Annotated in this window: 20 protein-coding genes; 11 read left to right on the plus strand and 9 right to left on the minus strand. The window is 62.1% G+C overall.

Features of this window, described 5'->3' with window-relative positions; all coding sequences use genetic code 11:
• Positions 1-210 precede the first annotated feature (210 nt).
• From recQ to AD662_RS08055, 3 genes are all read left to right on the plus strand, one after another.
• Positions 211-2,337 carry a DNA helicase RecQ gene (recQ, locus tag AD662_RS08045; RefSeq protein ID WP_018614419.1) on the plus strand — a complete coding sequence of 709 codons (2,127 nt, stop codon included), beginning with the start codon at positions 211-213 and terminating at the stop codon, positions 2,335-2,337.
• A gap of 118 nt (positions 2,338-2,455) precedes the next feature.
• Positions 2,456-2,890 (plus strand): MarR family transcriptional regulator, encoded by a 435-nt coding sequence (locus tag AD662_RS08050; RefSeq protein ID WP_003199001.1) that lies wholly within the window; start codon positions 2,456-2,458, stop codon positions 2,888-2,890.
• 118 nt (positions 2,891-3,008) lie between these two features.
• Positions 3,009-4,967 (plus strand): FimV/HubP family polar landmark protein, encoded by a 1,959-nt coding sequence (locus AD662_RS08055; protein ID WP_053186510.1) that lies wholly within the window; start codon positions 3,009-3,011, stop codon positions 4,965-4,967.
• A gap of 170 nt (positions 4,968-5,137) precedes the next feature.
• Here the strand turns inward: AD662_RS08055 and AD662_RS08060 are convergent, their stop codons facing one another.
• Positions 5,138-7,339, minus strand: coding sequence for a patatin-like phospholipase family protein (locus AD662_RS08060; RefSeq protein ID WP_018614424.1), 2,202 nt, complete (start codon positions 7,337-7,339; stop codon positions 5,138-5,140).
• Positions 7,340-7,409: 70 nt separating this feature from the next.
• On the opposite strand from AD662_RS08060, the gene AD662_RS08065 reads away from it, so the two are divergent.
• Positions 7,410-7,697, plus strand: coding sequence for an Rdx family protein (locus tag AD662_RS08065; protein ID WP_003199006.1), 288 nt, complete (start codon positions 7,410-7,412; stop codon positions 7,695-7,697).
• Here AD662_RS08065 and AD662_RS08070 read toward each other — a convergent pair.
• Positions 7,691-8,581, minus strand: a complete 891-nt coding sequence (locus tag AD662_RS08070; RefSeq protein ID WP_018614426.1) for a DMT family transporter — start codon at positions 8,579-8,581, stop codon at positions 7,691-7,693. The genes AD662_RS08065 and AD662_RS08070 overlap by 7 nt on opposite strands.
• Before the next feature lie 263 nt (positions 8,582-8,844).
• Positions 8,845-9,594, minus strand: a complete 750-nt coding sequence (locus AD662_RS08075; protein ID WP_018614428.1) for a helix-turn-helix transcriptional regulator — start codon at positions 9,592-9,594, stop codon at positions 8,845-8,847.
• A gap of 135 nt (positions 9,595-9,729) precedes the next feature.
• Here AD662_RS08075 and AD662_RS08080 point away from each other — a divergent pair, with 135 nt between their 5' ends.
• Positions 9,730-10,545, plus strand: coding sequence for a UDP-2,3-diacylglucosamine diphosphatase (locus tag AD662_RS08080; protein WP_024619941.1), 816 nt, complete (start codon positions 9,730-9,732; stop codon positions 10,543-10,545).
• Between the two features lie 156 nt (positions 10,546-10,701).
• Here the strand turns inward: AD662_RS08080 and AD662_RS08085 are convergent, their stop codons facing one another.
• Positions 10,702-11,289, minus strand: a complete 588-nt coding sequence (locus AD662_RS08085) for an HD domain-containing protein (RefSeq protein ID WP_018614432.1) — start codon at positions 11,287-11,289, stop codon at positions 10,702-10,704.
• A 14-nt stretch (positions 11,290-11,303) separates the two neighbouring features.
• Positions 11,304-11,615, minus strand: coding sequence for an Mpo1-like protein (locus AD662_RS08090; protein WP_018614434.1), 312 nt, complete (start codon positions 11,613-11,615; stop codon positions 11,304-11,306).
• Positions 11,616-11,754: 139 nt separating this feature from the next.
• Here AD662_RS08090 and AD662_RS08095 point away from each other — a divergent pair, with 139 nt between their 5' ends.
• Positions 11,755-12,768: an AraC family transcriptional regulator gene (locus AD662_RS08095; protein WP_074849589.1), complete on the plus strand. Its 1,014-nt coding sequence runs from the start codon at positions 11,755-11,757 to the stop codon at positions 12,766-12,768.
• A 4-nt stretch (positions 12,769-12,772) separates the two neighbouring features.
• Here the strand turns inward: AD662_RS08095 and AD662_RS08100 are convergent, their stop codons facing one another.
• A complete protein-coding gene (locus AD662_RS08100) occupies positions 12,773-14,227 on the minus strand; it encodes a TrkH family potassium uptake protein (protein ID WP_018614438.1) in 1,455 nt (484 codons plus the stop codon).
• A gap of 161 nt (positions 14,228-14,388) precedes the next feature.
• Between AD662_RS08100 and AD662_RS08105 the strand changes: the two genes are divergently transcribed.
• Entirely contained in the window at positions 14,389-14,952 is a 564-nt protein-coding gene (locus tag AD662_RS08105; RefSeq protein ID WP_024618206.1) for an NAD(P)H nitroreductase, read from the plus strand.
• 195 nt (positions 14,953-15,147) lie between these two features.
• On the opposite strand, the gene AD662_RS08110 is transcribed toward AD662_RS08105, so the two are convergent.
• The 3 genes from AD662_RS08110 to phhA all read right to left on the minus strand — a co-directional run bounded on the left by AD662_RS08110 (position 15,148) and on the right by phhA (position 17,581).
• Complete coding sequence (locus AD662_RS08110; protein WP_018614442.1) at positions 15,148-16,341, minus strand: amino acid aminotransferase; 1,194 nt, start codon at positions 16,339-16,341, stop codon at positions 15,148-15,150.
• Positions 16,341-16,697, minus strand: a complete 357-nt coding sequence (locus tag AD662_RS08115; protein WP_003184087.1) for a 4a-hydroxytetrahydrobiopterin dehydratase — start codon at positions 16,695-16,697, stop codon at positions 16,341-16,343. Before AD662_RS08115 ends, AD662_RS08110 begins: the two co-directional genes overlap by 1 nt.
• 98 nt (positions 16,698-16,795) lie before the next feature.
• Complete coding sequence (phhA, locus tag AD662_RS08120; RefSeq protein ID WP_018614446.1) at positions 16,796-17,581, minus strand: phenylalanine 4-monooxygenase; 786 nt, start codon at positions 17,579-17,581, stop codon at positions 16,796-16,798.
• Between the two features lie 469 nt (positions 17,582-18,050).
• Here phhA and AD662_RS08125 point away from each other — a divergent pair, with 469 nt between their 5' ends.
• The 4 genes from AD662_RS08125 to flgH all read left to right on the plus strand — a co-directional run bounded on the left by AD662_RS08125 (position 18,051) and on the right by flgH (position 22,185).
• Positions 18,051-19,610, plus strand: a complete 1,560-nt coding sequence (locus AD662_RS08125) for a sigma-54-dependent transcriptional regulator (RefSeq protein ID WP_053186513.1) — start codon at positions 18,051-18,053, stop codon at positions 19,608-19,610.
• Positions 19,611-19,844: 234 nt separating this feature from the next.
• The gene (locus AD662_RS08130; RefSeq protein WP_014337130.1) at positions 19,845-20,582 is read left to right on the plus strand and encodes a flagellar basal body rod protein FlgF; all 738 of its coding nucleotides are present in this window, start codon (positions 19,845-19,847) and stop codon (positions 20,580-20,582) included.
• Positions 20,583-20,631: 49 nt separating this feature from the next.
• A complete protein-coding gene (gene flgG / locus AD662_RS08135; RefSeq protein ID WP_018614451.1) occupies positions 20,632-21,417 on the plus strand; it encodes a flagellar basal-body rod protein FlgG in 786 nt (261 codons plus the stop codon).
• A gap of 72 nt (positions 21,418-21,489) precedes the next feature.
• On the plus strand, positions 21,490-22,185 hold the full coding sequence (gene flgH, locus AD662_RS08140; RefSeq protein ID WP_018614454.1) for a flagellar basal body L-ring protein FlgH: 696 nt from the start codon (positions 21,490-21,492) through the stop codon (positions 22,183-22,185).
• Positions 22,186-22,205 lie beyond the last annotated feature (20 nt).

The raw sequence follows: 22,205 nt of genomic DNA on the forward strand, positions 1-22,205 counted from the left end.
GCTTCCATCGCGGGCAAGCCTTGCTCCCACAGTCCCAAGCACCTCCTGTCAGCAGCCCCCTTTGCAACGAAGGCCTCGGGTATACTGCCGCGTTTTGTGATGCCCTGCGGCGTCCCGCCGGTTCGAAACGCACACTTACGATTTGCCGGTGCAGCGTTTGTGATTCTGAACCAGCCTTGCAGGGATGTTTTGGTGATTTTTGGAGTTTTTATGCTCGAACAGGCTCAACGCGTCCTCAAGGACATCTTCGGCTACGACAGTTTCCGTGGCCGCCAGGGTGCCATTATTGAGCGCGTGGCCAGCGGTGGCGATGCCCTGGTGCTCATGCCCACCGGCGGCGGCAAATCCTTGTGCTTCCAGGTTCCAGCGCTGTTACGCGACGGCCTGGCGGTGGTGGTATCGCCGCTGATCGCATTGATGGACGACCAGGTCGCGACCCTTGAAGAGCTGGGGGTCGCCGCCGCTGCGCTGAACTCCACCCTCAGCGCCGAGCAGCAGCGGGACCTGGCGACGCGAATCAAGCGCGGCGAAGTGAAAATGTTGTACCTGGCCCCGGAACGCCTGGTGCAGCCGCGCATGCTAGCGTTCCTGCAGAGCCTGGACATCGCCCTGTTCGCCATTGACGAAGCCCACTGTGTGTCCCAATGGGGTCATGATTTCCGTCGCGAATACCTGCAACTGGGGCAGTTGGCGGAACTGTTCCCCGACGTGCCGCGCATCGCCCTGACCGCCACCGCCGACAAGCGCACCCGCGAGGAAATCGTCGAGCGCCTGCACTTGCAGGATGCCGAGCGGTTCCTGTCCAGCTTCGACCGCCCCAATATTTTCTACCGCATCGTGCCCAAGGAGCAGCCGCGCAAGCAGTTGCTGGCGTTTCTCGCCGAGCGCCGCAGCGATGCCGGCATTGTCTATTGCCTGTCACGCAAGAAGGTCGATGAAGTGGCCGCGTTTCTGTGTGAGCAGGGGTTCCCGGCGTTGCCGTATCACGCCGGGCTGCCCAACGACCTGCGGGCCTATCACCAGAAGCGCTTCCTCAACGAGGAAGGTCTGATCATGGTGGCCACCATTGCGTTCGGTATGGGCATCGACAAACCCAACGTGCGTTTTGTCGCGCACCTGGACCTGCCCAAGTCCCTCGAGGCGTACTACCAGGAAACCGGGCGTGCCGGCCGTGATGGCTTGCCGGCCGACGCCTGGATGGCCTACGGCCTGCAAGACGTGGTGATGCTCAAGCAGATGCTGCAGAACTCCGAAGGCGATGAGCGCCACAAGCGCCTGGAGCAGCACAAGCTCGACGCGATGCTCTCGCTGTGCGAAGAAACCCGCTGCCGTCGCCAGACCTTGCTGGCCTATTTTGACGAAGACATGCCCCAGCCTTGCGGGCATTGCGACAACTGTGTCGATGGCGTGGAAACCTGGGACGCCACCGAACCGGCCCGCCAGGCCTTGTCGGCGATTTTCCGTACCGGCCAGCGCTATGGCGTCGGGCATCTGGTGGACGTGTTGCTGGGCAAGGACAACGAGAAGGTCCGCAACTTTGGTCACCAGCACCTGTCGGTGTTCGGCGTGGGCAAGGCGCGCACCGAGAGCGAGTGGCGTTCATTGTTCCGACAACTGGTGGCCCGCGGTCTGGCCGACATCGACCTGGAAGGCTACGGCGGCCTGCGCCTGAGTGCGACGTGCCGGCCGTTGCTCAAAGGCGAGGTTACCCTCGAGCTGCGCCGCGACCTCAAGCCGGCAACGGCGGTCAAGAGCAGCAAGAGCCAGGCCAGCCAACTGGTGCGTGGCGAAGAGCGCGATCAATGGGAAGCCTTGCGGGCCTTGCGGCGCAAGCTGGCCGAGGAACACGGTGTCCCGCCGTACGTCATCTTTCCCGACTCGACGCTGCTGGAAATGCTCCGCAGCCAGCCCACCTCCCTGGAGGAAATGGCCCGGGTCAGTGGCGTGGGCGCGCGCAAGCTGGAGCGGTATGGCGAGGCCTTCCTCCAGGTACTGGGTGGCGAGGCCGAGGCACCGAAAGCGGTGGCCGATGTGCGTCACGAACTCATCACGCTGGCCCGGGCCGGCATGACACCGTTGCAGATCGCCGGGCAATTGCAGTGCTCGGAAAAGAACGTCTACACGATGCTGGCCGAGGCGATTGGCAAACAGCAGTTGTCCCTGGAGCAGGCGCTGGATCTGCCTGAGGAACTGATGGGCGAGGTACAGGACGCGTTCCTGGATGGCGAAGGTGAGTTACCCCCAGTGTCTGAAGTCGCCGCACTGTTTGTCGGACGAGTTCCCGAAGGCGTGCTGTACTGCGTCAGGGCTGCGTTGCAGTCGGAATTTGAAGTCTGATCAGTGAGTTGCGTTCCTTTAACGATTCAGTACAAGGCGAGACTTGCTTGAATCCAAAGCTCATGCTTAGCTGACTAATAATTAGTTTTTCTCTATTTCAGATCTGATGAGTTTTTTTATGCCGTTAACCGATCAACACCGTTTTGGCATGCAGTTGGCGCAGATGTCTCGAGGCTGGCGTGCCGAACTGGATCGTCGCCTGGCCGGGCTGGGCCTGTCCCAGGCGCGTTGGCTGGTGCTGTTGCACCTGGCCCGTTTCGAACAGGCGCCGACCCAGCGTGAACTGGCCCAGAGTGTCGCCGTCGAAGGCCCGACCCTGGCCCGGTTGCTCGATAGCCTGGAAACCCAGGGGCTGGTGCAGCGCCAGGCCGTGGCCGAGGACCGCCGGGCCAAGAAAATCGTGCTCTGCGCACCGGCCCTACCGTTGATCGAACAAATCGAAACCATTGCCACACAATTGCGTCGGGAGCTGTTCGAAGGTGTCGACGAGGCGGACATGCGCGTGTGCATGCGGGTTCACGGCACGATCCTGGCCAACCTGGAAAAGTCCTGAGGCATATCCCTGGCGTCAGACTTTTGAGATTCGCCGGTTAGCGAACTATAACCAGTAGTAAGCGTTCCTATTGAAGCGTTTACGCCGCGGTTGGTTTTGGTAATCGAAAGGGATACCCATGCTTGAAAGTTTGCAGTCCACGTTGCGCAGTTGGGTCAACGTGTCGGTCGTCGTGGGTGCCCTGGGGTTTCCGGCTTTGGCGTCAGCGCTGGGGCTTGGCGAAATCACGCTGCATTCCGCCTTGAACCAGCCGTTGCGTGCCGATATCGCCCTGGTCGATGTGGCCGGGATCGGCGAGGGCGATCTGTCGGCCAGCCTGGCGAGCCCGGACGATTTCAGTCGTGCGGGTGTGGAGCGGGTGTTCTTTCTCAATAACCTGCGCTTCACGCCGGTATTGCGCGGTGATCGTAGCTTCATTCGGGTGACCTCCAACAAGCCGGTGGAGGAGCCGTTTCTCAATTTCCTGGTGCAGCTCAATCAGCCCAACGGGCGCCTGCTGCGCGAATACACCGTGCTGATCGACCCGCCGGGCACGCCGGGTATCGTGCCAGTCCGTGACGAACCCTCCGCGGCCCCACAGTCCATCAAGCCGCCCCCGGCGGTACAGGGCAAGCGCTACACCGTGGTGCAGGGAGACAACCCCTGGATTATCGCCAAACGTCTGCATGACGCCGGCAGCAACGCGTCGGTCAATGAGCTGATGCAAGGAATCCAGGCCTTGAACCCCGGCAGTGACCGGCTTTCCATCGGCCAGCGCTTGTTGCTGCCCGACTCGGCCGTGCTGCCGACGCCTGCTGCAACCACTGCCGGCCAGGCCCCCGCCGCGTCCGATGAACAATTGGCCGCCAGCGTGCTGCAAAATCAGCAGCAACAGAAGACCATCGAGGAGCTGCAGGCGCGGCTCCAGGCCCAGGACGAGCAAATCGCTGGCCAGCGCAAGCAGATCAGTGAATTGCAGACCCGGCTGGCTGAGGTAGCGCCAGCCCCGGCTGAATCGACACAACCGCAACCGGCGCTTCCTGCAGCGGAACCGGCGTCGGACGCGCAACCCGCTACAGAACCGGTAGCAGAGCCAGAGGGCATCAATTGGACATGGGGGGCGGGGCTGGTGGGCCTGTTGGGGTTGCTGGCGCTGTTACTGTTCGTTCGGCGTCGGCAGCAGCAGGCCGAGCTGGAACCGATGACCGGGCGTCCCGAGCCGATGCTGGAGCAGGGCGACGAAACCTTTGCAGCAATCCCCGATACGGAGCCGTCCGAGACGGCGGCATCGTTCAATAACGGGGATACGCCCCTGGGTGATGTGCTGGAGGGTGTCGGGATCTACTTGACCTACGGTCGTTTCACCGAGGCCGCAGGGCTGTTGCGCGCCGCGTTGCTGGCGGAGCCGGAACGCACCGACCTGGGCCTCAAGTTGCTGGAAGTACTGGGCAAGCAGGGCGATGTCATCGGTTTCCAGGCCCAGGAGCATCATCTACTGGCACAGGGTATCGATGCCGGGACATTGGAGGAGATCCGCGGGCGCTACCCCAAGGTTGCCATGATCGCCGCGCCGACAGTGGCATCGGTACAACCTCAGGTACCGGTTCTTGCACCTGCTCTGGCACCGACACCTGTTCCTGAACGTGAGCCGGTGCCTGGTGACGAGTTCGAGTTGGACCTGGATGCACTGTCCATGGAAACCAGTTGGGACCTCGCCGATGCCCAGGACAACACTGCTGATGACGAGGCTGGTTCACCCCATGCCGCCGAGGGCTTGTCGCTTTCAGGTTTCGACGAACCGGACCTGCAATGGGAATCGCCTCTGGAAACCGAGTCGCTGGACGATGCTTTCCTCGATAGTTTTGCCGACGAAGAACAGTCGCTGGAGTTTGAGCCGCTGGCCCTTGAACCTGTTTCCCTGGACACCCTGTCCCTCGAGCCTCAGGCCCCGGAACACTCGCTCAAGCTGGAACAGGCACAGAATTGCATCGACGATGGAGACCTGAAAACAGCCGTCTCTCTGCTTGAAGAACTGCTCGAAGAGGGTGACGAACCCCTCAAGCAGACCGCCCGGGTGCTGCTGGCAGGGATTCGATGAAGCTATAAATGGGATGTTGAGTCCACTGGCCTCTTCGCGAGCAAGCCCGCTCCCACAAGGGTTCCCTGGCAGTCGCAAGCTCGATGTTCACGCAAATTCCTGTGGGAGCGGGCTTGCTCGCGAAGGCGTCGGTTCAGCCTCTCGATCTTTCCCAGGCAAACGCCTACCCCTCAAAACGTCTGCCCCAGGTTCAGATACACCGCCTGTTCATCATCGTCGTTAAAGCCATAGCTGAAATTCAGTGGCCCCAGCGGTGTATCGAAACCGAGGAAAATGCTGGCGGCGTTGATGTAGCCGCTGTCGAATTCGTTGTCATTGTTCCAGGCCCGGCCGCGTTCCAGCGAGCCGCCGATGTACAGCGGCAAGTCCAATGGCAGATAGGCCCGCGGTGTGAGGCGGCGGTAATACACGGCACGCATCAGGCTGATGTTCTGCCCGGAGACCCCGTCTTCGCGAAAGCCCGACAGTTGCCGCGCGCCACCGAGCACAAAGCTGGACGTCACGACCTCTGCGGTGTCCAGTGTTCGGCCGTAGCGCCCGCCCAGGATGAAGGTGTCCGGGCCGCTGCTCAGGGCTTTGTCCAGTTTGAACTCCCACTGGCGGTAACGCTGGTCGGAACCCAGCCCCGGTTCGTATTGGCGCCAGGTCAGGCCGATGTCTTCCCCTTCATGGGGGAAATACACGTTGTCGAAGGAGTCGAAGGAATACTTCAGCTCATAGAAACCTTCATTGAAGTTTTCGCTGGGCTGGTCGTGATCGCCAATACGCACATCCGCCTTGCCCCAGGCCTGGCCGACACCGAAGCGGATTTCGCCGTTGTTGCCGATCTGGCGGCCCACGTTCAGCCCGAAGCCATAACGCTCGACGCGATACTGGGCTACCGGATCGTTGTCCAGGATGGACTCCACGTTGCGCGATTCGAATTGCCCGTAGGGGGCGATGAAGTAGCGCGAGCCGACATCCAATGGCTGGTAGAACTCGCTGTACAACTCCTGCTTGTCGCCGATCTGCGCCCGGGTCAGCCATTCGGCACCGAGGCGATTGATGCCGTTGACCCGGTAGCTGGCCCCCAGGTTGAAAGCGCTGTCGCCGCGCATGTCGTCCGACAGGCTCAGCCCCAGCCGCAGGTAGTCGGTGCCGGTGCGCCGGCCTCGGGCGCTGATCACCAGTGTGTGGTCCGGGCCCTTGTGGACCACGCGGTATTGCACCTGTTCGAAGTAGTCCAGGCCGTACAGCGTGCCCATGTCGGTCTGCAGGCGGCCCAGGTCCAGCGGCTCACCGATCTGCTGGCGAACGTAATAGCGAATCACGTCGTCACCGACTTTCGAGTCGTTCTCCACGCGAATGGCGGTGATGACTGGCGTGCGTTCGCTGGGAGTGCGCGCGGCCATGAGCTCGGCGTCGGGCGCCTCGGGCGGACGCAGAGGCGCCAGGCGTGCCTGGAGTATCCGCGTGGCACGGTAGCCGGCGTCGATCATCTCCTGGGCCCGGCCGAAATCGGTGGAGCCGAAGCTCGCCAGCGCTGGCTGGATCAACACGTCGTCTTTTTTCAGGGTGGCCAGTTGCTCTTCAGAGTTGCGCCGGGTCATCAGGGTGGTCGACTGGTTCAGCACGTCGACCACTGTGACCAGTTGCTTGCGGTTGCGCAGCGGTGTACCGATGTCGACCACGATAGCCACGTCCACGCCCATTTCCCGGGCCACATCCAGCGGGATGTTGTCGGCCATGCCGCCGTCCACCAGCAGCCGGCCGTCCAGCTCCACCGGGGCGAATACCGCCGGGATCGACATGCTGGCGCGAATGACCTTGGGCAGGTGGCCTTTGCGGAATACGACTTTTTCACCCGTGGCGATGTCGGTGGCGACTGCGCGAAACGGGATCGGCAGTTTGTCGAAGTCCCGCGTGTCGCTGGCGTGGGCCAGCAGGCTTTCGAGCAGCAGGGCCAGGTTCTGGCCCTGGATGACCCCCAAGGGCAGGCCGAGGCTGCCGTCGTCGCGAAAGCTCAGTTTCTGTTTGACCAGGAAGTCGCGGTCATCCTGCTTGCGCCGGAATGGCACGTCCTTGCGGGGTGGCGCATCGGACAAGGCCTGTTGCCAGTCGATGCCCAGGGCGAGTTTTTCCAGTTCGTCGATCTTGTAGCCCGAGGCATACAGCCCGCCGATCACCGCGCCCATGCTGGTGCCGGCGATGGCGTCGATCTTGATGCCTTGCTCTTCCAGGGCCTTGAGCACGCCGATGTGGGCCAGCCCTCGTGCGGCGCCGCCGGACAGCACCAGGCCGATTTTTGGGCGTGGCGTTTCGACGGCGGGCTCGTTGGCATGGCCGAGCAGGGGCAACAGCAACAGAAGCAGGAGCGGCAGCAGGCGGCGCATCGTCAATCTCGGGGCGGGTGTCAAAGGCGGGTATTATAACGACGCCTTCGAACCCAGGAGTCCACCCGCAATGACCGAACATAAACCGGAAGTCGTCATCACGTATTGCACCCAGTGCCAATGGCTGTTGCGCGCTGCCTGGCTGGCCCAGGAACTGCTCAGCACCTTCGGCGACGACCTGGGCAAAGTGTCCCTGGTGCCGGGCACCGGTGGTGTGTTCCACATCAGTTGCGACGGCACGCAGATCTGGGAGCGCAAGGCCGACGGCGGGTTTCCCGAGGCCAAGGTGCTCAAGCAGCGGGTCCGCGACCGGATCGACCCGGAGCGGGACCTGGGCCACAACGATCGGGTTCAGTGAGACGCGGCTTGGGCGCCAACCTCCGGTTTCTTCGAACCGCCCTGTTGGCTTGAGATCACGATGGCCGCGATGATCACTACGCCGCCCAGCAGCATGCGCAGTGTCGGGCTCTCATCGAATAGCCACCAGGCCATGGCGATGCCGTAGACCGGCTCCATGGCGAACACCACTGCCGCCGTACGCGCCTTGATCACCGCCAGGCTGGCGACGAACAGGCTGTGGGCCAGGCCGGTGCAGAACACGCCGAGCAAGCCGATCCATAACCAGTCGATGGGGCGAACGTCGCTCAATTGTGGCGCGGCCATCGGCAGCAGGCACAACCCGACCACCACGTTCTGGCACAGTGCGGCCTGCACCGGCGGCACGTGCGCCGAGCCGGCACGGTTGGTCAATGACAACAGGGAGAACAGCAGCCCCGAGCCCATGGCCCACAGCAAACCGGTGGTGGCACCGCTGGCCAGGTCGAAGTTCGGTGTGACCAGTACCAGGCCGACGCTCACCAACACCACCAGCCAGATTTCATTGGCGCGAATCCGCTCGCGGAAGATCAGCCCTTCAAGCAACACCGTGAAGGCCGGAAAACTGGTGAACCCCAGCGTGGCGATCGCCACGCCGGCAACCTTCACGGCGATGAAGAAACTCACCCAATGCCCGGCCAGCAACAGCCCCCCAAGCAACAATCGCCGGCCATCCTGTGCCCGCAGCTTCTGCCAGCGACTGCTACTGGCGAACCGGGCAAACATCGCCAGGGCGAGCACGGCGAAGACGGCGCGCCCGAACACAATGACCGCTGGCGAGGCTGCGGCGAGTTTGCCGAAGACACCGGTGAGGCCAAACATGAGTGCGCCGATGTGCAGGGCGCCGAGGGCGGTACGAGGTGTCATTTCAATCCTTTCAACAGATAAGCCAAAACCGACGGACAAACATCAATCCCCTGTAGGAGCTGACTGTAGGAGCTGACGAGTGCAACGAGGCTGCGATCTTTCCCCAGACACTTGAATCGCAAGCGAAAGATCAAAAGATCAAAAGATCGCAGCCTCGTTTCACTCGTCAGCTCCTACACAGCTCCTACGGGGCTCCTGCAGGGAATTTAAGCGTTGGGGAGGTGCTGGCGTCTGTCGCGATCCTAGCGACTTTTAGCGCGAAGCTAGCGCTGACGCCGCAACGTGCCCGGCGAGACGCCGAATTCGCGCAGTACCGCCGCGGCGAAGGCACTTTGGGAGCTGTAGCCGACCCGGTGGGCAATCTCGCCGATGGGCAACTGCGAATCACGCAACAACGCCACGGCCTTGTGCAAGCGGCGGCTGCGGATGTAATCCATCGGGGTTTGCCCGCACTCGGCGACGAAGCGTGCGTGCAGGCGGGCACTGGAGAGGCCGGCGATTCGCGCCAGGTCCGCCACTTGCAGCGGATAAGCGGCGTTCTGGTCGATGTGGGCATTGAGTGCGGCGTAGGGCAGGCGCCGGCCGCCGAGGGTTGCCTGGCGAGCGTTATTGAGGCTCGCCAGCAGCAGCACCGCGCCTTGCTGGGCGATCACCGGATCGTCCACCGGGCTGCCCGCCAACCAACTGACCAACTGGCTTTGCCCCGCATCCAGGGGCAGGCGAGCGGTATCGTCGAGCAAGCGGCGGCTGGCGTCGGCGTGATCCCCCAGGCATTGCCCGACCCAATCATCACTGGGCACATCCAACACCAGGCAGCGGCTGCCGTGGGGGCTGCCGCAGCCGTGATGCGCGCCGGCCGGTACCACCACGAAGCTTTGTTGCACCACCTGGCTGCCATGCCCTTCGACCTCGAAATCCAGCGCGCCAGACAACCCGAACACCAGTTGGGCATGGTCATGGCTGTGGGCGATCAAGTCGTGGCTGTAGTGGCGTAGTGTGAGGATCGGTCTCATCGCGGTCTCCCGTGTCAGGCCGCCAGCATACACCGAGGGCGCCACGCCCGGCGCTGTCATGCAATGGACTTGTGTTTGTCATGGGCCATTAACCGCTGGCGTGCACAGTGGCAAAAACGATCAGAGGGTTGCCCAATGACCAGCGCCGAGCTCGCCAAACCCAGCCGCAAACAGCGTGTTCGCACCCTGTGGATTTCCGATGTGCACCTGGGTACCCGGGATTGCCAGGCCGAGCACCTGTCGCAGTTTCTCAAGGGCTACCACGCCGACAAGATCTACCTGGTGGGTGACATCATCGATGGCTGGAAACTGCGCGGTGGCATGTATTGGCCCCAGGCCCACACCAACGTCATTCGCCGCTTGCTGACCATGAGCAAGCGCGGCACCGAGGTGATCTACGTCACCGGCAACCATGACGAATTCCTGCGGCGCTATTCGAAGCTGATCCTGGGCAATATCCAGTTGGTGGACGAAGCGGTGCACGTCACGGCCGATGGTCGGCACCTGTTGGTGATCCATGGCGATCAGTTCGATGTCATCACCCGTTACCACCGTTGGCTGGCGTTCCTCGGGGATTCGGCCTACGAGTTCACCCTCACGCTGAACCGCTGGCTCAACCATTGGCGCGCCCGTTACGGCTACGGTTACTGGTCGCTGTCGGCGTACCTCAAGCACAAGGTCAAGACCGCCGTCAGCTTCATCAGTGACTTTGAGGAAGCCATCGCCCACGAGTGTGTGAAGCGCGAACTGCATGGTGTGGTCTGTGGGCATATCCACCATGCCGAGATGCGCAAAGTGGGTGAGGTGGAGTACCTCAATTGTGGCGACTGGGTCGAATCCTGCACGGCGCTGATCGAGCACTGGGACGGGTCGATCGAGTTGTATCGGTTGGCGGAGGCCCAGGCGCGGGAGGCGCAGTTGAAGGCACTGAAAGTCGCCGAACCTGCTTGAGCCTTACACCTTGTGGCGAGGGGATTTATCCCCGCTGGGCTGCGAAGCAGCCCCCTATTGGTGTGCCAGGTTGATCGCGCTGAAGCAAATTTTCTTGGGGCTGCTGCGCAGCCCAGCGGGGATAAATCCCCTCGCCACAGGGTTTTGCTGTGTCTGTCAGGCCGGTTTGTCAGCCATCGCCGCCTTGTAGATCGATTGCTTCGGCGCGGCAAACAGCCTTTCCAGCATCGGCTCGAAGAAACTCAACGGCAGGGTGTCGTACTCGGGGTCGAACGCCGCCGCGTCATATTTCGCACAAAAGTCGATTGTCGCCTGGTACTGCGGATGATCGAAAAACTGCTCGCGCAGGTGCCGGTCCATGCCCAGGTGATGGAAGAAGTAATAGCCCTGGAAAATCCCGTGTTTTTCCACCATCCACAGGTTTTCGGCGCTGACGAAGGGCTTGAGGATCGCCGCTGCGATGTCCGGGTGGTTATACGAGCCTAGGGTGTCACCGATATCGTGGAGCAGGGCGCAGACTACGTATTCCTCGTCCTGCCCGTCACGGTAGGCACGGGTGGCGGTTTGCAGGGAGTGGGTGAGGCGATCCACCGGGAACCCGCCGAAATCGCCGTCCAGCAGTTTCAAGTGGGTCAGGATCCGGCTCGGCAATTGCCGTGCGTAGGCGCTGAAATCGGCCGCGATGAGCGCCCAGTCTTCCTGGGTGCCGTCCTGCATGTGGGTAAAGCGTGCATGGGTGTTCATGGGCAGTCCTTTGACTAGAACGCAACCTTGCCCAGCAGCATGTCGCGGTACATGACGAAATCGCCGAGCAGGCTGTAGAACGGGTGCTGGAAGGTGGCGGGACGGTTCTTTTCGAAGAAGAAGTGCCCGACCCAGGCAAAGCCGTAGCCGGCCACGGGCAGGGCGAGCCACAGCCACCCGCTACCCACGACGAGGGCCATGACGAAAATCAGGATGACCAGGGAGGTGCCGATGAAATGCAATCGGCGGCAGGTGCTGTTGCTGTGTTCGCCGAGGTAATAGGGGTAGAACTCAGCGAACGTATTGAATCGTTTGGCGTTTTCCACGACGGCTAGCTCTGTGGTTATTGTTCTGATGCTTGAAGTCTAGAGCTATCACCTGCAACAGCCAGTGACAATGGGCGCCACTTTAGTATCCTTCGCAAATCCAGCCGTACCCTGCGGCTCGTCATGCAAGTAAAACGTCATGAGCGAACGAACGACTTCTTCAAGCTGGGCGATGGGGATTGTCAAAGCGTTGGAAATGGACGGCCTGGATTGTCGGGTGCTGTTCCAGCAACTGGGGCTGGACTTTGATGCGCTGGACGATCCGGATGCACGTTTCCCCCAGGATTCGATGACGCGGCTCTGGCAACGGGCGGTGGAGTTGTCGGGTAACCCGGCCATTGGCTTGAACATGGGCAAAGTGGTGCGCCCGGCCTCGTTCCATGTGGTTGGCTACGCCTTGATGTCCAGTCGCACCCTGGCAGAGGGCTTTCAACGGCTGGTGCGATACCAGCGGATCATTGCCGAAAGCGCCGAATTGAGTTTTCGTCGGTTGGAAGAAGGCTACGGGCTGATCCTGACGGTGCATGGGGACCATCTGCCCCCCACTCGCCAAAGTGCCGAAGCGTCCCTGGCCTGTGCGTTGGCGCTATGCAGTTGGCTGACCGGGCGCGCCCTGCACCCGGTGAAAGTGCTGTGCCAAGGCGCCGAGCCCTTGGACCTGGCGCCTTATCAGCGAGCTTTCTGCGCGCCGTTGGTGTTCGGCGCACCTTATGACGCACTGATTTTTGAACGGGCCGACATGGAGGCGCCGCTGCCGACGGCCAACGAAGCCATGGCGCAGCTTCACGACCGGTTTGCCGGGGAGTATCTCGCGCGCTTTTCGGAAAGCCGCGTGACCCACAAGGCGCGACAAGCGTTGTGCCGACTGTTGCCCCAGGGCGAGCCCAAGCGAGACGTGGTGGCGCAGACGCTGCACCTGTCACAGCGCACCTTGCAGCGGCGCTTGCAGGAGGAAGGCACGAGTTTCCAGAGCCTGCTCGAAGACACCCGCCGCGAACTGGCCGAGCAGTACCTGGCGCAGCCAGGCATGACGCTGCTGGAAATCGCCTATCTGCTGGGGTTTGCCGACCCGAGCAATTTTTTCCGGGCCTTTCGCCGCTGGTTCGACACCACACCGGGCGAATACCGGGCACGGTTGGCGAGCCAGTCTTGACCGGTCAGTGACGCCAGAACGCCGGGATACACAGCACGAACACCGTAATGATTTCCAGTCGGCCCAGCAGCATGCCGCCTGACAGAATCCACTTGGCCGCGTCCGGCAGCGGTGCGAAGTTGCCAGCCGGCCCGATGGTTTCCCCCAACCCTGGGCCGACGCCGGACACGGTACTGGCTGCACCGGTCAGCGCCGTCATCCATTCCACGCCCAGCAGCGACAGCAGCAGCGCGATCACGCAGATGGTGATGGCGAAGAAGAACGAGAACGTAAGGATCGAGCGGACGATTTCTTCGTCGAGGCGATGACCGTTGTATTTCTGCTTGATCACCGCACGCGGGTGGATCAGTTGATTAAGGTTGGCCCGCAGCAGGATGTAGGCGACCTGGAAGCGGAAGATCTTGATCCCGCCGGCCGTCGAGCCCGAGCAACCGCCGACGAACCCCAGGTAGAAGAACAGCATCAGCGAGAAATTGCCCCACAAGCTGTAGTCGCCCAGGGCAAAGCCGGTGGTGGTGACGATGGACGTCACGTTCAGTGCCACGTGCCGCAACGCGTCCAGCCAGTGCAGGTCGGTGGTTGCCCAATACCAGGTGCCGAGCACCAGCCAGGTCACCAGCAGTACGCCGATAAGCCCCTGGACCTGCTGGTCCTTGATCAGCGCCCGGCGATTGCCTCGCAGCGTCGACACATACAGGGCAAACGGCAGGCTGCCGAGGATCATGATGACGATGGCGACCCAGTGCACGGCCGGCTGGGTCCATTTGGCCAGGGACAGGTCCGAGGTGGAAAAACCGCCGGTGGAGATTGCCGACATCGCATGGTTGATGGCATCGAACAGGCTCATCCCGGCCCACCAGAGCGCCAGGGTGCCGAGAATGGTGATGCCCACGTAGGACGCCACGATCAACCGCGCCACCATGTGGGAACGGGGCATGACTTTTTCCGAGCGGTCCGACGACTCGGTCTGGAACAACCGCATGCCACCGATGCGCAGCAGGGGCAGGATCGCCACCGCCATGCCGATGAAGCCGATGCCGCCGAGCCAGTGCAGCAGCGAGCGCCACATCAGGATACCCGGGGACATGTTGTCCAGGCCACTCAGGACGGTGGCGCCGGTTGCGGTGATGCCGGACATGCTTTCGAAAAACGAGTCGGTGTAGCTGATCTTCTGGGTCAGCAGGAACGGCAGCGCGGCAAACACACACACCACCAGCCAACTGCTGACGGTCAGCAGGTACATGTCCCGAGGGCGCAGGTGGATGTGCTCCGGGCGTCCGGGAATAATCAGGGCCAGGCCGGCAACAAAGGTGATCATGCTCGACCAGAGGAAAGACGGCAGGTCGCTGGTGCGCTCGTAGATCAGCAGCGTGGCCATGGGCACGACCATGAAGATCGCCAGGGTGATCAGGAAGATGCCGATGATGAAACCAATGATCCGCAGGGTCGGCAACGCCATGAAGTCCGCTCAGGCTGAAAGGGAAGGGCGCCATTCTACCTGCGGCAAGCGTCCTGTAAACCGGCACCCGGAACCGAGTGGGCGCCGGGTCGCGGATTTTGCGCTAACGAACTCGCCGCACAGCCACTAGAATAGCCGGACATTTTTTCAGGAGGTGGCCGATGCAGGCTCTCGACGCTTTGCTCAACCGTGTTTCCGTCCCGCGCCTGGTGGACCCGGCCCCCACGCCGGAGCAGCGTGAACTCATGTTCGCCGCGGCCATGCGGGCGCCGGATCACGGCCAGTTGCGGCCATGGCGTTTTCTGACGGTCGAAGGGCAGGCGCGCAATCGCATGGGCGAACTGCTGGCCGAAGCGGCGCGGTTCAATGACCCGCTGGTACCGGAAGCGGTCGTGGAAAAGGCCCTCAACGGCCCATTGCGTGCGCCTCTGGTCGTGGTGGTGATTGCTCGCCTGCAGGACCATTTCAAGATCCCCAAATCCGAACAGTTGTTGGCGGCCGGCTGCGCGGCCCATGGCATCTTGTTGGCGGCGTATGCCCAAGGGGTCGGTGGCGTGTGGCGGACCGGTGAGCTGGCGTACTCGCCGCATGTGGCCAGGGGGCTTGGCCTTGAAGACGGGGAAGAGGTGATCGGTTTCCTCTACCTGGGCACGCCGCAGAAAGAAGCGCGCACGGCACCGCAGGTGGAAACTGCCGAATTTGTCAGCGAGTGGACAGGCCTGTAGGTAGAGCGTCTGGCGCAGCGCCTGTGGTGAGAGGACTTATCTGTGGCGAGGGGATTTATCCCCGTTGGGCTGCGCAGCAGCCCCCAGCCTGGGGTGGCCTGACATTCCAAGGTGTCTGATCTAGGGCTGCTGCGCAGCCCAGCGGGGATAAATCCCCTCGCCACAAGGGGGTCTGTTCAGCTATTTAAAGGCTGGTTATCTGCAAACGTCAGCAATCGCCTCGGCCAGCAGGTCCAGGCGCGTCGCATCGATGCCGGCCACGTTGGCCCGGCCGGTGCCGACCATGTAGACGCTGTGGCGCTCGCGCAGGTGTTTGACCTGTTCCGGCGTCAGGCCGGTGTAGGAGAACATCCCGCGTTGCACGCCGATATGGGCGAAGCGTTCGCGCAAGCCATGGGGTTCGAGGGCCTCCAGCAAGCCGCTGCGCAATTGCGCGATGCGCAGGCGCATGGCCTGGACTTCATCGGCCCACAGGCTCTTGAGTTCCGGGTTGCCGAGAATGGTCGCCACCACGGCCGCGCCATGGTCCGGCGGTGTCGACCACAGGTTGCGGGCGATGTTTGCCAGTTGGCTGCGGATATCCACCAGCTTCTCGCCATCGCGGGCGCAGACGATCAACGCACCCGTACGGTCGCGGTACAAGCCGAAGTTCTTCGAACAGGAACTGGTGACCAGCACTTCCGGCAGGGCCTGGGCAAATAGCCGGACCGCCCAGGCGTCCTGCTCCAAGCCATCGCCGAAGCCTTGGTAGGCGAAGTCGATCAGCGGCAGCAGGTCGCGGCTGCGCACCACCTCCAGCACCTGACGCCATTGCTCATGGGACAGGTCGAATCCGGTGGGGTTGTGGCAGCAGGCGTGCAGCAGCACCACATCACCTTTGGGCGCCTGGTTCAGGGCCGCCAGCATTGCTTCGAAATCCAGGCGGTTATCAGCGCCCACGTAAGGGTAGTGACTGACCTTGACCCCGGCCGCGGCGAAGATGGTTTCGTGGATCGGCCAGGTCGGGTTGCTCAGCCATACCCCACGGCCCGGCAGGCATTGAGCGATGAAGTCGGCACTCAGGCGCAGCGCACCGGTGCCGCCCGGTGTCTGGGTGGCACCGGCACGCTTTGCGCTGATCAGCGGCGAGTCGGCGCCCAGCACCAGCGCGTTGATCAACTGGCCGAACGCAGCGTCGCCGTGACCGCCGATGTAGGTCTTGGTGGTCTGGCGATCCACCAGTCGCTGCTCGGCCTGCTTCACGGATTGAAGAATCGGCGTCAAACCCTGGGCGTCCTTATAGACGCCCACGCCCAGGTCGAACTTGCTCGGGTTGCTGTCCGCCCCGTAGGCCTCCATCAGGCCAAGGATCGGGTCGCCGGGTACCCGGCCGATGGCGTCGAAATGCATTACTTGCGGCCCTCGGCGGTCTTGGCCACGTCATCGGTGCGGGCGGCCATGATGAAGTCGTTGCGGTGCAGGCCCTTGATGGAGTGGCTCCACCAGGTCACGGTGACTTTGCCCCATTCGGTGAGCAGGCCTGGGTGGTGGCCTTCGGCCTCGGAAATTTCACCGACAGCGTTGGTGAACGCCAGGGCGTGCTTGAAATTCTTGAACAGGAAAACTTTTTCCAGCTGCATCACGCCGTCGCGCACTTCGATGTTCCAGTCGGGGATCTGCTTGATCAGCACCGGCAGTTCTTCGTCGCTGACTTGTGGGGCGTCGGCGCGGCAGGCTTCGCAATGGGCTTGGTTCAGAGTGTTCATGGTGTGTTCCTGGATCGAATTTTTGAAAACGTCGATGCACCCACGCTAAAGCAAAGCCGCGTTGTGCAACAGACTCAATTGAGATTAAAAGACGCGGTTCACGCAGCCTTGGGTGGGAATTTCGGCGTGTGCAGGCCCAGTTCCCGACCGCGCTTGACCATGCCCATGATGTCTTCGTGGGCCAGGTCGAACAGGCGCTTGAGCTCGGGCAGCACGAAATACACCGGTTGCAGGATGTCGATGCGATACGGCGTGCGCATGGCTTCCAGTGGATCGAAGGCCTGGTGCTCAGGCTCGTCGGACAGGCAGTAAACGGTTTCCTTGGGCGAGGACAGGATGCCGCCACCGTAGATGCGCCGGCCCTGTGGGGTCTGCACCAGGCCGAACTCGATGGTCATCCAGTACAGGCGCGCCAGGTATACCCGTTCTTCCTTGGACGCCTGTAGGCCGAGTTTGCCGTAGGTGTGGGTGAATTCGGCAAACCAGGGGTTGGTCAGCAACGGGCAGTGGCCAAAGATCTCGTGGAAAATGTCCGGCTCTTGCAGGTAATCCAGCTCTTCACGGGTACGAATAAAGGTCGCCACCGGAAACTGCTTGCTGGCGAGCAATTCGAAAAAGGTCTGGAAGGGGATCAACGCCGGTACCCGGGCGACTTGCCAGCCCGTGGTCGCGCCCAGCACCTTGTTGATTTCATCCAGTTGCGGGATACGGTCGTGGGGCAGGCCCAGCTTGTCGATGCCGTCCAGGTATTCCTGGCACGCACGGCCTTCGATGACTTTCAGCTGGCGGGTGATCAGCGTGTTCCACACCGCGTGTTCTTCGGCGGTGTAGTGGATAAAACCTTGCGCATCGGGCTCGCGGGCCACGTACTGCGTCTGCTTCATGCTGCTCTCCTGCTGATTTCCCTCAGGGGGAAGATGTGTTGTTTTTATGTCCAGCGATGCAATAGAGATAGCGCGAAGCAGCGACATGTGCAGCACGCGGGAAAAGGTCGGGCAGGTGAAAGAAAAGTAAAATCGTAAAGTTTTCGTTACGAGTTGGCCCGGCTTACGCTGTTGTCGGGTTTTTCCGGTGGGAATTGGCCTACAACTGTCACATAATCTTGACGACTATTTGTGCTGCCACGCAGAAACCTGTGTGGCGAGGGAGTGGCCGCCGCGTCTTCGACGCTGCGCTGTCGCGCAGGGAACAGGCCTTGTGGCGAGGGGATTTATCCCCGTTCGAGTGCGAAGCGCTCGCCTATGGATTGTGGCGCTGCGAGGAATAAGGGGGTTGCTGCGCAACCCAGCGGGGATAAATCCCCTCGCCACAATGAATCAAACAAACCTTAAGTGAACAGCATCGGGTCTCTTCATGCGCATCAAAGTCCATTGCCAGAACCGCATCGGCATCCTGCGGGACATCCTCAACCTGTTGGTGGAGTACGGCATCAACGTCGCCCGGGGGGAGGTCGGCGGCGAGCATGGCAACGCGATCTACCTGCACTGCCCGAACCTGATCAACATTCAGTTCCAGGCGCTGCGTCCGAAATTCGAAGGCATCGCCGGGGTATTTGGCGTCAAGCGTGTAGGGCTGATGCCCAGCGAGCGTCGGCACATGGAACTCAACGCCTTGCTCGGCGCCTTGGAGTTTCCGGTGCTGTCCATCGACATGGGCGGCTCCATCGTCGCGGCCAACCGGGCGGCGGCGCAGTTGCTCGGGGTGCGGGTGGACGAGGTGCCGGGGATCCCCCTGTCCCGCTATGCCGAGGATTTCGACTTGCCGGAACTGGTGCGGGCCAACCAGTCGCGCATCAACGGCCTGCGGGTCAAGGTCAAGGGCGATGTGTTCCTGGCCGACATCGCGCCACTGCAATCGGAGCACGACGACAGCGAAGCCATGGCCGGTGCGGTGCTGACCCTGCACCGGGCCGACCGGGTGGGTGAACGTATCTATAACGTGCGCAAGCAGGAACTGCGCGGCTTCGACAGTATTTTCCAGAGTTCGAAGGTCATGGCGGCGGTGGTCCGTGAGGCCCGGCGCATGGCACCGCTGGACGCGCCGCTATTGATAGAAGGCGAAACCGGCACGGGCAAGGAACTGCTGGCCCGAGCTTGTCACCTGGCGAGCCCGCGCGGGCAATCGCCCTTGATGGCGCTCAATTGTGCCGGGCTGCCGGAGTCCATGGCCGAGACCGAGCTGTTCGGCTACGGCCCCGGCGCATTCGAAGGGGCGAGGGCCGAAGGCAAGCTCGGCCTGCTGGAACTGACCGCCGGGGGAACGCTGTTCCTCGACGGCGTCGGGGAAATGAGTCCGCGCCTGCAAGTGAAACTGCTGCGCTTCCTGCAGGACGGTTGCTTCCGGCGTGTCGGCAGCGATGAAGAGGTGTACCTGGACGTCAGGGTGATTTGCGCCACCCAGGTCGATTTGTCCGAACTCTGCGCCCGGGGAGAATTCCGTCAGGATCTGTACCACCGCTTGAACGTCCTTTCCTTGCACATTCCACCGCTGCGCGAATGCCTCGATGGCCTGGCGCCGCTGGTGGAGCATTTCCTCGACCAGGCCAGCCGCCAGATCGGCTGTGCCCTGCCCAAGCTGGCCCCGGCGGCGATGGATCGTCTCAGTCACTACCACTGGCCGGGCAATGTCCGGCAGTTGGAAAACGTGCTGTTCCAGGCCGTTTCCCTGTGCGATGGCGGCACGGTCAAGGCTGAGCATATCCGCCTGCCGGATTACGGCGTGCGCCAACCCCTTGGCGATTTTTCCCTGGAGGGGGGGCTGGACGAGATCGTCGGGCGCTTCGAGAAAGCGGTGCTGGAGCGCTTGTACTCCGAGCACCCGAGCAGCCGGCAACTGGGCAAGCGGCTGGGGGTTTCCCATACGACCATTGCCAACAAATTGCGTGAGTATGAGGTCGGTAAAACCGACTCATAGCTATTGCTGGCCCCATCGGCGGCAGTGGCCATTCCCCCAAGGACAAGCATTGCCACCAACCGGCACGACACCGCCGGTTTTTCGTCTTCGGTACATTTGCAGAATCCCTTCCCAAACCTCCAGGCCCTTTGTTTACCGGGGGCATCAGCGCCAGAAAAAAGTTGGTCTGCAAATTGCTTAAGGCTGTGCAACACAGCAGTGGGCGGCAAACGTCCGGCATGCAGAGGAACGACAGTGGACAAGTACCTTTATGTGGCAATGACCGGCGCCAGCCAGAACGCACTGGCGCAGCGGGCCCATGCCAACAACCTGGCGAACATCTCCACCAATGGTTTTCAGAAAGACCTGGAGCAGGCACGTTCGATGCCAGTGTTCGGTGACAGCTTTCCGGCGCGGGCGTTTGCCCTGTCCGAACGGCCTGCCACGGATTTCACCCCGGGTGCTCTGATTGAAACCGGTCGTGACCTCGACGTGGCGGTCAGCGGGCCTGGCTGGATGGCCGTGCAGAACCCTGACGGCGGCGAAAGCTACGTGCGCACCGGCAGCCTCAATGTTGACGCCCTGGGTGTGCTGCGCGCCGGCAACGGCATGCCGGTGATGGGCAATGGCGGTCCGATCGCCGTGCCGCCGGAGCAGAAAATCGAGATCGGCCAGGACGGCACCATCAGCATCCGCGCCATGGGCGAAGGCCCGCGGGTGATGGCTGAAGTGGACCGCATCAAGCTGGTCAACCCGGACCTCAAGACCATGACCAAGGGCCTGGACGGTTCGATCCGTACCAAGGACGGCCAGCCGGCGCCCATCGACGGCAACGTGCAGTTGGTGTCGGGTTTCCAGGAGGCGAGCAACGTCAACGCCGTGGATGAGATGACCTCGGTGCTGGCCCTGGCCAAGCAGTTCGAGCTCCACGTCAAGATGATGAACACCGCCAAAGAAGGCGATGAAGCCATGGCTCGGGTCTTGCAGATCTAACTATTAATTACAGCGTCGCGCCGAAAAACAGGCGTACGAGGAGAATCGAATGCTTCCGGCTCTTTGGGTTGCCAAAACAGGTCTGTCCGCCCAGGACACCAACCTTTCCACTATTTCCAACAACCTGGCGAACGTTTCGACCACGGGTTTCAAGCGTGATCGTGCCGAGTTCCAGGACCTGCTGTATCAGGTAAAACGCCAGCCTGGCGCCCAGTCGACCCAGGACAGCGAATTGCCGTCGGGCCTGCAAGTGGGTACCGGTGTGCGCATCGTCGGCACCCAGAAAAACTTCAACGCCGGCAGCCTGCAAACCACCGAGCAGCCGCTGGACATGGCCATCGACGGTCGCGGTTTCTTCCAGATCCTGCAACCGGACGGGACCACGTCCTACACCCGTGACGGCACGTTCCACCTCGACTCCAATGGCCAGATCGTCAACGCCAGCGGTTTCGCCCTGGAGCCAGCGATCGTTATCCCGAACGATGCCCAGACCTTTACCGTGGGCCGTGACGGCACCGTGTCCGTCACCGTGGCGGGCAACCCGGCCTCCCAAGTGATCGGCAACCTGCAGACCGCCGACTTCATCAACCCGGCCGGCCTGCAAGCGGTGGGCAATAACCTGTTCCTGGAAACCGCCGCCAGTGGCGCGCCGCAAGTCGGCACTCCCGGCCTGAACGGTTTCGGTACCACGCTGCAGAACACCCTGGAAACGTCCAACGTGAGCACCGTTGAGGAGATGGTCAACATGATCACCACCCAGCGCGCCTACGAGATGAACTCCAAGGTGATCTCCACCGCCGACCAGATGCTCTCGTTCGTTACGCAGAATCTGTAATCACGTCGCAACGTCCGTCATTACGTAGACAGGGCGGCCCCAGGGTCGCCTGCAACACCAAGAGGTAGGGTCATGAAACGCTTCGTATCTGTTCTGGCACTGAGTGGGATCACCGCACTCGCGGGCTGTGTCGCGCCGACACCCAGGCCCAATGACCCGTATTACGCCCCGGTGTTGCCGCGCACGCCGTTGCCGGCTGCCGCCAATAACGGCTCGATCTACCAGGCCGGTTTCGAGCAGAACCTGTACAGCGACCGCAAGGCTTTCCGGGTCGGTGACATCATCACCATCACCCTGAACGAGCGGACCCAGGCCAGCAAGAACGCCAACTCGCAAATCGACAAGACCAGCGAGACCAGCGTCGGCCTGACCTCGCTGTTCGGCTCCAGCCTGACCACCAACAACCCGATCGGGAGCAATGACCTGAGCCTCAACGCTGGCTACAGCGCTGATCGGGCCACCAAGGGCGACAGTCAGTCCGGCCAGAGCAACAGCCTGACCGGTTCGATCACCGTGACCGTCGCCGATGTGTTGCCCAACGGCATCATCGCCGTGCGTGGCGAGAAGTGGCTGACGCTCAACACCGGTGACGAACTGGTGCGCATCGCCGGCATGGTTCGCGCCGATGACATTTCCACTGACAACACTGTTCCGTCGACCCGTGTAGCCGATGCACGCATCACTTATTCGGGTACCGGTGCCTTTGCCGATGCGAGTCAGCCGGGCTGGTTCGACCGTTTCTTCCTCAGCCCGAAGTTCCCTTTCTAGGTGGCCCAGTTGAATCTTAA

The organism is Pseudomonas kilonensis, from assembly GCF_001269885.1.
Lineage (GTDB): Bacteria > Pseudomonadota > Gammaproteobacteria > Pseudomonadales > Pseudomonadaceae > Aquipseudomonas > Aquipseudomonas kilonensis.

Bases quoted from the DNA above. Each gene is read 5' to 3' on its own strand.
- recQ (WP_018614419.1), top strand. From the start codon at position 211: ATGCTCGAACAGGCTCAACGCGTCCTCAAGGACATCTTCGGCTACGAC.
- AD662_RS08050 (WP_003199001.1), top strand. From the start codon at position 2,456: ATGCCGTTAACCGATCAACACCGTTTTGGCATGCAGTTGGCGCAGATG.
- AD662_RS08055 (WP_053186510.1), top strand. From the start codon at position 3,009: ATGCTTGAAAGTTTGCAGTCCACGTTGCGCAGTTGGGTCAACGTGTCG.
- AD662_RS08060 (WP_018614424.1), bottom strand. From the start codon at position 7,339: ATGCGCCGCCTGCTGCCGCTCCTGCTTCTGTTGCTGTTGCCCCTGCTC.
- AD662_RS08065 (WP_003199006.1), top strand. From the start codon at position 7,410: ATGACCGAACATAAACCGGAAGTCGTCATCACGTATTGCACCCAGTGC.
- AD662_RS08070 (WP_018614426.1), bottom strand. From the start codon at position 8,581: ATGACACCTCGTACCGCCCTCGGCGCCCTGCACATCGGCGCACTCATG.
- AD662_RS08075 (WP_018614428.1), bottom strand. From the start codon at position 9,594: ATGAGACCGATCCTCACACTACGCCACTACAGCCACGACTTGATCGCC.
- AD662_RS08080 (WP_024619941.1), top strand. From the start codon at position 9,730: ATGACCAGCGCCGAGCTCGCCAAACCCAGCCGCAAACAGCGTGTTCGC.
- AD662_RS08085 (WP_018614432.1), bottom strand. From the start codon at position 11,289: ATGAACACCCATGCACGCTTTACCCACATGCAGGACGGCACCCAGGAA.
- AD662_RS08095 (WP_074849589.1), top strand. From the start codon at position 11,755: ATGAGCGAACGAACGACTTCTTCAAGCTGGGCGATGGGGATTGTCAAA.
- AD662_RS08100 (WP_018614438.1), bottom strand. From the start codon at position 14,227: ATGGCGTTGCCGACCCTGCGGATCATTGGTTTCATCATCGGCATCTTC.
- AD662_RS08105 (WP_024618206.1), top strand. From the start codon at position 14,389: ATGCAGGCTCTCGACGCTTTGCTCAACCGTGTTTCCGTCCCGCGCCTG.
- AD662_RS08110 (WP_018614442.1), bottom strand. From the start codon at position 16,341: ATGCATTTCGACGCCATCGGCCGGGTACCCGGCGACCCGATCCTTGGC.
- AD662_RS08115 (WP_003184087.1), bottom strand. From the start codon at position 16,697: ATGAACACTCTGAACCAAGCCCATTGCGAAGCCTGCCGCGCCGACGCC.
- phhA (WP_018614446.1), bottom strand. From the start codon at position 17,581: ATGAAGCAGACGCAGTACGTGGCCCGCGAGCCCGATGCGCAAGGTTTT.
- AD662_RS08125 (WP_053186513.1), top strand. From the start codon at position 18,051: ATGCGCATCAAAGTCCATTGCCAGAACCGCATCGGCATCCTGCGGGAC.
- flgG (WP_018614451.1), top strand. From the start codon at position 20,632: ATGCTTCCGGCTCTTTGGGTTGCCAAAACAGGTCTGTCCGCCCAGGAC.
- flgH (WP_018614454.1), top strand. From the start codon at position 21,490: ATGAAACGCTTCGTATCTGTTCTGGCACTGAGTGGGATCACCGCACTC.